Consider the following 5,292-nt stretch of genomic DNA (forward strand, 5'->3'; position numbering starts at 1 on the left):
GTGCGGGGGCGTCCGCGTCCGCCGGCTGTGACGTTCCGGGCGCGGCCGGAGCCGCCGGGGCGGTCTCGGCGGCCGCCGAGACCGCCGGTATCGGCGCCGGCTCCCGCTCCCGCTCCGGCTCCTGCTCCTGGCCGGGCCGCGTAGCCGCGCGCCGTGCCCGGCGCTCCAGGACCCGGCGCAGCACCGGGCGGACGGCCTCGCCCACGAGCACCGCGAGGAGCAGGTAGAGGCACAGGGCCAGCCAGAGGTAACCGGGCCAGGCCAGGACCTGCTTGAGCCGGAACGGGACACCGCTGCGCGTGGCGAAGAACGCCGCGAAGGTCAGCGCCCAGCCTCCGGCGATCACCACCGCGCCGACGCGGCGCACGGTGCCCGGGGCCCCGGTCGTGTCGCGGAACAGACGGCGCCACAGGTACCAGTTGCCCGTCACCAGGACGGCCAGGACCAGCAGTGCGACGAGTACGAAGACGATGACCACGGTGCGGTGTTCCCCAGATTCCCGTTACGACGTCCGTGACGTCCGGCTCAGTGCGCGCAGACCGCGCAACCCGATGCCTCCGATGACCGTCCCCCATACGAAGGAGACGACGGCCAGCAGCAGGTGCACCCAGAAATACGCCGTCGGCTCGCCGTCGTCGAAGGCGAGCCCGCTGCCGTCCTTGACCAGGTTCCTGACGAAAGTGATCCAGATGATCCAGCTCCACACACCGAAGGCGAGCAGGAACCAGGAGACGGGGCGGCTGAGCTTCACCAGATCTGACCTTTCATCGCAACGCCGGGCGCCCGGGTCCGGCCGGGGCTCCGGGGGTGGCCCCCCGGGCGGGCACGGCATGGTTCCAGTATCACCGGCCGGTGTCCGGTTCCGTTCGCGGGGTGGGGAGGGAGGGGGGACTTCCCCGGGCGCTGCATGTACGTTTCCGACCGTGCCCGCACCCAGAAACTCCATCCGGCGCTCGCTGTTGGTCACTTCCGCCATAGTGCTGTCCGCCGCGCTGACCGCTCCCGTCGCCCTCGCGGCCCCGAACCCGTCGGCCGCCCCTTCGTCCAGGCCCTCGGCCGACTCCTCGGCCGGATCCTCGGCGACCGCCACGGCCGACCCGGCGAAGAGCCCGTCGAAGAAGCCGGAGGGCTCGAAGGACGCCAAGGGCTCGAAGGGCTCGAAGGGCTCGAAGGCCGCTCCCCCGGCGGGGATGTCGACGGTGGGCGGCGCCCGGCTCGGGCGGGCGGGGACCCAGGTCAACCTCGCGAGCGGCGTGCCGGTGCTGCCGAAGGGCCTGTCGGCCCGGTCCTGGATCGTCGCCGACGCCGAGTCGGGCGAGGTGCTCGCCGCGCACAACGCGCACTGGCGGCTGGCCCCGGCGAGCACCCTGAAGATGCTGTTCGCCGACACCCTGCTGCCGAAGTGGCCCAGTTCGACGGAGCACCGGGTGAAGCCCTCCGACCTGGCCGGCATCGGCCCCGGTTCCAGCATGGTCGGGATCAAGGAGGACGAGACGTACACCGTCCACGACCTGTGGCTCGGGGTCTTCCTGCGCTCGGGCAACGACGCCGTGCGGGTGCTGGCCGCCATGAACGGGGGCGTCGAGAACACCGTCGAGGAGATGAACGAGCACGCCGGGGAGCTCCAGGCCCTCGACACGGTCGTGGTGAGCCCGGACGGCTACGACGCCGAGGGGCAGGTGTCGTCCGCGTACGACCTGACCCTGATCGCCCGTTCCGGACTGCAGAAGAAGGACTTCCGGGAGTACGCCTCGACGGTCCGCGCGGACTTCCCCGGGGAGACGAGGAAGGGCAAGAAGGGCAAGAAGGTCCGTGAGTCCTTCGAGATCCAGAACACCAACCGGCTGCTGTCCGGCGACTACGACATACCCGTCTACCGGGGCATCGCGGGGGTGAAGAACGGCAACACCACCGAAGCGGGCGCCACCTTCACCGGGGTCGCCGAGCAGGACGGCAGGGTCCTGCTCGTCACCGTGATGAACCCGGAGAAGAAGGAGGGCAACCGGGTCTACAAGGAGACCGCGAAGCTGTTCGACTGGGGGTTCGCGGCGGCCGGCAAGGTCGATCCGGTGGGTGAGCTGGTGCCGCCCAGGAGCGCCGCGCGGGCCGGCGCCGGGCCGGCCGCCGGCGCCTCCCCCGGCGAGGCGGGCGGCACGGGCGAGGGCGCGCTCGGGGCCGCGGACGGCAGGCCGGTGGCGAGTGCCGCGGCCGGGAGCGGGGCCGGCGGCGTCGGGACCGCGCTCGCCGTCACGGGCGGGGTGCTGGTCCTGCTCGCGGGCGGGGCGTTCCTGGTCAACCGCCGCTGGCCGCTGCCGGATCTGGTGCGCCGCCGTCCGCGTCCGTGACCCCCTCGGTGTCCCGGCTCTGCGTCGCCGTCCAGGCGGCGCAGAACACGACCAGTTTCATGGTGAGGTTGATCCACAGCAGCAAGGCGACCGGGACACCGAACGCGCCGTACATGCTCTTCGCGGCCACGCCCTGCAGGTAGCCGCTGAGCAGCAGCTTCAGCAGTTCGAAGCCGATCGCGCCGATGAGCGCGGCCACCACCAGACGGCGGCGGGCGGGTTCGACGCCGGGCAGCAGCGACAGGACGTACAGCAGGAGCAGGAAGTCGGCCCCCGCGGCGACGGCGAAGGCCGCGATCCGCAGCACGACCCCGCCCCAGCCGCCCTCCTCCAGTCCGATGGCGTCACTGATCCGGCCGACCGCCGTCGAGGCGACCGTGGAGGCGACCAGGGTGACCAGGACCGCGCCGCCGATCCCGACCAGGATGCCCGCGTCCTTGGCCTTGCGCAGGAAGGGGTTCTCCTCCTGGTCGGACAGCTCCCACACCGCGCGCAGGCACTCCCGCAGCGATCCGGCCCAGCTGATGCCGGTGAACAGCAGGGCGGCACCGGCGATGAGGCCGACGGTGCCGGCGTTCTCCACCAGGTTCCCGATGTCCAGCTGGTCGGAGATGCCGGGCACCTGCTCGGTGAGCCTGTCCTGGAGGGTGTCCTGCTGCTCCTGGCTGAGCGTGGCGGCGCCGGCCGCGGCGGCGGCGGTGAGCAGCGGGAACAGGGCGACGAAGCTGGTGAACGTCATCGCGGCGGCCAGCCGGGTCCAGTACACCCGCTCCATCCGCTCGTAGGACCGCCACGCGTGCGTGAGCATCAGCCGCGCGACCCACGGGCCGACGACCGGGAGTTTCTTCAGCCAGTCCATGAACCGCCCTTGCCCCTGCGGGGAAAAACCCATGTGTGGAGCGACACCCCATTAATCACCCGTTCCGGAAGTGACGCAAGGTTCCGGAACGGGTCGCTCGTACAGGGGCGCTACGGGCACCACCGCGCCCGGTGGCACCGGGTCTCCCGCGGGACGGTGCCGCGGCGCCCCGCCGGGTCTCCCGCGGCCCGGGGATCAGCAGGCGGTGACGGAGCCGAGGTCGGCGCGGCCGGACTGCGGGGGCACCACCAGCGAGCCGAACGGGAACTCCCGTAGCTTGCGCCACACCCCGTCGGCCCCCTGCTCGTAGAGCGCGAATCCGGTGCAGGGCCACCGCGCCTCGTAGTCGGCGAGTTCCTCGAAGGCGCGGTCCATCGCCGCCTCCTCGATGCCGTGCGCCACGGTGACGTGCGGGTGGTACGGGAACTGCAGCTCCCGCGCGACGGGACCGGACGCGTCGCGGACCTGCTTCTGCAGCCAGGTGCAGGCCTCGGCACCCTCCACGATCCGGACGAACACGACCGGTGACAGGGGCCGGAAGGTGCCGGTGCCGGAGAGCCGCATGGGGAACGGGCGGCCGGTCGCGGCGACCTCGCTCAGATGCGTCTCGATGGCCGGCAGGTCGCCCTCGTCGACCTCCGTGGGCGGCAACAGGGTGACATGGGTGGGGATACCGTGAGCAGCGGCGTCACCGAAGCCCTTGCGCAGCTGCTGAAGCCGGCTGCCGTGAGGCTCCGGGACCGCGATCGACACACCGATCGTTACGGTCCCCACGTCGTCTCCTTCGTCCGTCGTTGCCGTCGTTTCCGCCGTCGCGGTGGTGCCGGTCCGGGCGGTGGTACCGGCCCGGCACACAGGAGGGTGGCCGCCGGAGCGGCCGCCCGGTACCGACTGTACGGCCACGGCCCGCTCCCGGGCAGGCGCAGCCGGAGTGATGTACGGCGCTCACCCGGTGGTACGAATCGCGGCCGGGTCCGCGTTCAGTTCCGCGGCGGCCGGGGCCGGGACCCGGTCAGTGCTTGGCGGGCAGGAAGCCCACCCGCTGGTAGGCCAGGGCGAGGGTCTCCGCGGCGACGGCGCGGGCCTTCTCGGCGCCCTTGGCCAGGACCGAGTCGAGCGTCTCGGGGTCGTCCAGGTACTGCTGGGTGCGCTCCTTGAAGGGGGTCACGAACTCGACCATGATCTCGGCGAGGTCCGTCTTCAGCGCCCCGTAGCCCTTGCCGGCGTAACGCTCCTCCAGCTCGGCGACGCCCGTGCCGGTGAGGGTCGAGTGGATCGTGAGCAGGTTGCTCACGCCCGGCTTGTTCTCGACGTCGTAGCGGATCACGGTGTCGGTGTCGGTGACCGCGCTCTTCACCTTCTTGGCGGTGGCCTTCACCTCGTCCAGGAGGTTGATGAGGCCCTTCGGCGTGGACGCCGACTTGCTCATCTTGACCGTCGGGTCCTGGAGGTCGTAGATCTTCGCCGTCTCCTTGAGGATGTACGGCTTCGGCATCGTGAAGGTCGCGCCGAACCGGCCGTTGAAGCGGTCGGCGAGGTCGCGGGTCAGCTCGATGTGCTGGCGCTGGTCCTCGCCCACCGGCACCTCGTCGGCCTGGTAGAGCAGGATGTCCGCGACCTGCAGGATCGGGTACGTGAACAGTCCGACGGAGGCGCGGTCGGCGCCCTGCCGGGCGGACTTGTCCTTGAACTGGGTCATGCGGGAGGCCTCGCCGAAGCCGGTGAGGCAGTTCATGATCCAGGCGAGCTGGGCGTGCTCGGGCACGTGGCTCTGGACGAAGAGCGTGCAGCGGTCCGGGTCGAGTCCGGCGGCCAGCAGCTGGGCGGCGGCGAGCCGGGTGTTGGCGCGCAGCTCCTTCGGGTCCTGCGGAAGCGTGATCGCGTGCAGGTCGGCGAGCATGTAGAACGCGTCGTGGCTCTCCTGCAGGGCCACCCATTGGCGGACGGCGCCGAGGTAGTTGCCGAGGTGGAACGAGCCTGCGGTGGGCTGGATTCCGGAGAGCACACGAGGTCGGTCAGTCGCCATGCGCACCATTCTCTCAGGTCTCGGGGGGCGCTCCGGAACCGGCCGGGGACGGGTGGGGGGAC

General features: G+C 71.6%; 5 protein-coding genes and 1 pseudogene. 1 reads left to right on the forward strand and 5 read right to left on the reverse strand.

The genetic code is table 11. From position 1 onward, the window contains the following. Positions 1-478, reverse strand: a pseudogene (locus tag AOK18_RS13575) (metallophosphoesterase); the annotation flags it as partial. Between the two features lie 24 nt (positions 479-502). Then, positions 503-751, reverse strand: a complete 249-nt coding sequence (locus AOK18_RS34275) for an SCO4848 family membrane protein (protein WP_055694514.1) — start codon at positions 749-751, stop codon at positions 503-505. A gap of 172 nt (positions 752-923) precedes the next feature. Between AOK18_RS34275 and AOK18_RS32525 the strand changes: the two genes are divergently transcribed. Next, positions 924-2,345, forward strand: coding sequence for a D-alanyl-D-alanine carboxypeptidase family protein (locus AOK18_RS32525; protein ID WP_055694515.1), 1,422 nt, complete (start codon positions 924-926; stop codon positions 2,343-2,345). Here the strand turns inward: AOK18_RS32525 and AOK18_RS13590 are convergent. The 3 genes from AOK18_RS13590 to trpS all read right to left on the reverse strand — a co-directional run bounded on the left by AOK18_RS13590 (position 2,293) and on the right by trpS (position 5,230). Next, a complete protein-coding gene (locus AOK18_RS13590; RefSeq protein ID WP_055694516.1) occupies positions 2,293-3,204 on the reverse strand; it encodes a YihY/virulence factor BrkB family protein in 912 nt (303 codons plus the stop codon). The genes AOK18_RS32525 and AOK18_RS13590 overlap by 53 nt on opposite strands. Positions 3,205-3,399: 195 nt before the next feature. Beyond that, entirely contained in the window at positions 3,400-3,978 is a 579-nt protein-coding gene (locus AOK18_RS13595) for a 2'-5' RNA ligase family protein (RefSeq protein ID WP_055694517.1), read from the reverse strand. Between the two features lie 238 nt (positions 3,979-4,216). Then, a complete protein-coding gene (trpS, locus tag AOK18_RS13600) occupies positions 4,217-5,230 on the reverse strand; it encodes a tryptophan--tRNA ligase (protein WP_055694518.1) in 1,014 nt (337 codons plus the stop codon). Between the last annotated feature and the right edge of the window lie 62 nt (positions 5,231-5,292).

This window comes from Streptomyces prasinopilosus, assembly GCF_001419695.1.
GTDB classification, from domain to species: domain Bacteria; phylum Actinomycetota; class Actinomycetes; order Streptomycetales; family Streptomycetaceae; genus Streptomyces; species Streptomyces prasinopilosus.